Annotated in this window: 4 protein-coding genes; all 4 read left to right on the top strand. The window is 68.1% G+C overall.

Annotated features, from left to right (window positions below; translation table 11 throughout):
• A partial coding sequence (locus tag ACRDU5_RS23770) for an SDR family NAD(P)-dependent oxidoreductase (RefSeq protein WP_526617445.1) occupies positions 1-768 on the top strand: 768 nt, incomplete at its 5' end.
• Positions 769-908: 140 nt separating this feature from the next.
• Positions 909-1,640 carry a 50S ribosomal protein L25/general stress protein Ctc gene (locus tag ACRDU5_RS23765; RefSeq protein ID WP_526617444.1) on the top strand — a complete coding sequence of 244 codons (732 nt, stop codon included), beginning with the start codon at positions 909-911 and terminating at the stop codon, positions 1,638-1,640.
• A gap of 17 nt (positions 1,641-1,657) precedes the next feature.
• Positions 1,658-2,266 carry an aminoacyl-tRNA hydrolase gene (gene pth, locus ACRDU5_RS23760; RefSeq protein WP_526617443.1) on the top strand — a complete coding sequence of 203 codons (609 nt, stop codon included), beginning with the start codon at positions 1,658-1,660 and terminating at the stop codon, positions 2,264-2,266.
• Positions 2,267-2,422: 156 nt separating this feature from the next.
• Positions 2,423-3,763, top strand: a complete 1,341-nt coding sequence (locus ACRDU5_RS23755) for an IS110 family RNA-guided transposase (RefSeq protein WP_526617442.1) — start codon at positions 2,423-2,425, stop codon at positions 3,761-3,763.
• The last annotated feature ends 100 nt before the right edge of the window (positions 3,764-3,863 follow it).

The following is a 3,863-nucleotide window of genomic DNA, read 5'->3' as shown; positions in this document are numbered from 1 at the left end:
GCCCGGGTCGGGGCGAAGGTAGTCCTCGCCTGCCGCAACACCGCCAAGGGCGACGAGGCCGCGGCGGGCATGACCGGCGACGTCGAGGTGCGCAAGCTCGACCTGCAGGACCTGGCATCGGTGCGGGAGTTCGCCGACGGTGTGCACACCGCCGATGTGCTGGTCAACAACGCCGGCATCATGGCGGTGCCGTACGCGCAGACCGTCGAGGGGTTCGAAAGCCAGATCGGCACCAACCACCTCGGTCACTTCGCGTTGACCAACCTGCTGCTGCCGAAGATCACCGACCGCGTGGTCACGGTGTCGTCGATGATGCACCTGATCGGCTACATCAGCCTCAAGGATCTCAACTGGAAGTCGCGGCCGTACCTGGCCTGGCCTGCCTATGGCCAATCGAAATTGGCCAACCTGCTGTTCACCAGCGAGTTGCAGCGCCGCCTCGACGCTGCGAGCTCGCCGGTAAAGGCGCAGGCCGCCCATCCCGGCTACTCGGAAACCAACCTTCAGGGCCGGACGGGAAACGCGGTCGGCACGAAGTTCTGGCTCGGCGTCACCCGGCTGGTGGGCACCGATGCCGACTTCGGCGCCCGGCAGACGCTCTACGCCGTCTCCCAGGACCTGCCCGGCAACAGTTTCATCGGTCCCCGGTTCGGGATGCGTGGCCCGACCCGGAGCGTCGCCCGCGGCCCGCTGGCCCGCGACGCAAAGAAGGCCGCAGCGCTGTGGGAGCTATCCGAGCAGCTCACGGACACCAAATTCGCGCTCTGAGCAGCTGATGCGCTAACCTAGCTCGGCGTCACGGCGAGGGTGGCATCTGACAGTGCCACCGTTATCGACGGGAACACGCTTTGCGTAGTTGCGACCCTGGCCGTGCTGAGAATTGACCGGCGTAGAGGAGCAACACCCCCATGGCCAAGACTTCAAGTCCCACCACCAATAACCTGACGGCCGCGGTGCGCACCGAGACCGGCAAGGGCGCATCGCGCCGTGCCCGGCGCGCGGGCCAGATCCCCGCGGTGCTGTACGGCCACGGCGCCGACCCGCAGCACCTGCTGCTGCCCGGCCATGACTTCGCCGCGGTGCTGCGCCACTCGGGCACCAACGCGGTGCTCACCCTCGACGTCGACGGCAAAGAGCAGTTGGCACTGACCAAGGCGCTAGACATCCATCCCATCCGCCGCAACATCCAGCACGCCGATCTGCTGGTGGTCCGCAAGGGCGAGAAGGTGACCGTCGAGGTCAACGTCGTCGTCGAGGGTGAGGCCGCCTCGGGCACGCTGGTCACCCAGGAGACGAGCACGATCGAGATCGAGTCGGACGTGCAGGCGATCCCCGAACAGCTGACCGTCTCCGTCCAGGACGCCGAAATCGGCACCCAGTTCACGGCCGGGACGATCGCGTTGCCGCCCGGCGTCGTGCTGGTGTCGGACCCCGAGATGCTGGTGGTCAACGTCGTTCCGGCGCCGACCGCCGAGGAGCTCGAGGCCGAGGGTGCCGGCGAGGTCGAAGAGGAAGAAGAGGTCGCCGAGGAGGCCGCCGAGGGCGAGGAGGGCGCCGAGGGTGCCGAAGGTGCCGAAGGTGCCGAAGCTGCCGAGGGCGGCGAGGGCGGCGAAGAAGCCCCCGCCAAGGAATCCGAATAATCGGGTTCCGCCGCAAGATGGCCGAGCCCTCCCCCTACCCTCCAGGTGGGCGGTACCCCCAACTAGTGGTGGGCCTGGGCAATCCCGGGCGCAACTACGCCAAGACCCGGCACAACCTCGGCTTCGTCGTCGCCGACCTGCTCGCCGAGCGGATGGGGTCGAACTTCAAGGTGCACAAGCGTTCCGGCGCGGAGATCGTCACGGGCCGGCTCGGCGGCCGGTCGATCGTCCTGGCCAAACCGCGGACCTACATGAATGAGTCGGGTCGCCAGGTCGCGCCGCTGGCCAAGTTCTACTCGGTACCGCCGGCCGACATCGTGGTGATCCACGACGAACTCGACATCGAGTTCGGTCGTATCCGGCTCAAGTTCGGTGGCGGTGCGGCCGGTCACAACGGGTTGCGCTCGGTGGCGTCGGCCCTGGGCACCAAGGATTTTCAGCGCGTGCGCATCGGCATCGGGAGGCCACCGGGCCGCAAGGATCCGGCGGCGTTCGTGCTGGAGAACTTCGCCGCCGTCGAACGGCCCGAGGTTCCGCTGCTCTGCGAACAGGCCGCCGACGCCACCGAGCTGCTGATCGCTCAGGGCCTGGAGCCCGCCCAGAACACCGTGCACGACTGGGAGTGACGCCTTCCCGTAGCTCCGCGAGCTGGGGACACCTCCCGTAGCTCCGCGAGCGTGCGTAGTAAGACAACTATGCCTTTGCGTGTCGATGAAGGAGTTGAGGACGTCCTCCTGCTGTCGTTGACGGGTTCTAGTCCCAATGACAGCGAGGAGGACGTCGTGTCCAAGGGTAGTGGGTTGTCGCGTGGTGACAAGCGTCGCAACGCCAAGTTGGCTGAGTTGCGCCGGCTGGTGCCGGTCGATAACGCGATTCTGGGTATTGATCTGGCGGATAAGAAGCAGGCGGTGGTGGTCTGTGATCATGATTCGCAGGTGCTGGCTCGCAGGACGGTGAAGGTGCGGGCCTGGGATTTGGGCCCGGTGCTTGATTGGGCCCGCGGCGTCGCGGGCAAGCATGGGTTCGCCGGTGTGACGGTGGGGTGTGAGCCGACCGGGCATCGCTGGATGGTGCTCAATCAGCTTGCCGTTCAACAGGATATGACCATGGTGTGTGTGAACCCGATGTTGGTGGGCCGGGCCCGGGAGTCCGAGGACTACACCCGGGATAAAAGCGATGACAAGGATGCGATGCTGATCGCGCGGCTGGTGGCCCAGCTGCACTGTTATGTGCCTGAGCGTGCCGATGAGAGCTGGGCGCGGCTGCGTCAGCTGGGGGCGCGCCGGGAGCGGTTGGTCACCGAGGCCACCGCGTGCGTGGCCCAGCTGCGGGATCTGCTCGAATGCGCCTGGCCAGGGGTGCTGGAGGCCGCGGCGAAACCGTTTGACTCGGCTAACTGGTGTGCGGCCCTGGCGGTGGTGCTGGCCCGGTGCAACGGCCATCCGGAGCGGTTGGCCCGGATGGGCCTGGCGCGGTTTGAGGCCGCGGTGGTGCGCGAGCTGGGTCGTTGGGGTGGGCAGCGCAGGCGACGGCCCATCATCGCCGCGGTCTATACCGCCCTGGTCGACCCGACCGGAGTCTTGGCGCAGCGCCCCGGCGCGCTGGAACGCGCCCGCTGGGTGCTGGCCGACTGGCGGGCCACCAAAACCCGCCTGGGCGAAGTGGAAACCCGCATGGTCGAGATCCTCGACGAGCTGGGGCTGACCGAGTTCGTCACCAGCATCCCCGGGATCTCGGCGGTGGGAGCGGCGGCGATGTTGGCCGAAACCGGGGATCCGACCCGCTTTGATAGCCCGCGCGCGCTGGTCAAGCACGCCGGGCTGTGCCCGCGCGAGAACACCAGCGGCACGTTTCACGGCCGGGCGCGGATCTCGCGGCGGGGCCGGCCCCGGCTGCGGCTGGCGGCCTGGCGCGCGGTGTGGGGGGCGCTGCCGCATAACCCGGTGATGGCCGCCCGCCACCGGTATCTGACCACCCGCCAACACAATCGGCTCACCGATGGTCAAGCCCGCGCCGCCATCGCCGCTGCGTTGTTGCGCTGGATCCACGTCGTGGTCACCCGCCGCGTGCACTGGGACGCCGCCATCGCCGGCGCCCCCGCCGACCTGCCCGCCGCCGCTTAACGAGGAGCCATCTGAATGAACCGTGGTTGGGGCCAAGCTCCACGCGTGCCTGAGGCACCAGCAGGTGACCTCGCCAGACACCATGAGCAGGCCCCGCCCG

The organism is Mycobacterium sp. (assembly GCF_050701515.1).
GTDB lineage: Bacteria > Actinomycetota > Actinomycetes > Mycobacteriales > Mycobacteriaceae > Mycobacterium.
The sequence above is the reverse complement of the archived record's forward strand: the minus strand, read 5'-3'. Positions and strand labels throughout refer to the sequence as shown.

What these genes read in the sequence shown, in the direction of transcription:
- ACRDU5_RS23765 (WP_526617444.1), top strand. Translation starts at nt 909, where the DNA reads ATGGCCAAGACTTCAAGTCCCACCACCAATAACCTGACGGCCGCGGTG.
- pth (WP_526617443.1), top strand. Translation starts at nt 1,658, where the DNA reads ATGGCCGAGCCCTCCCCCTACCCTCCAGGTGGGCGGTACCCCCAACTA.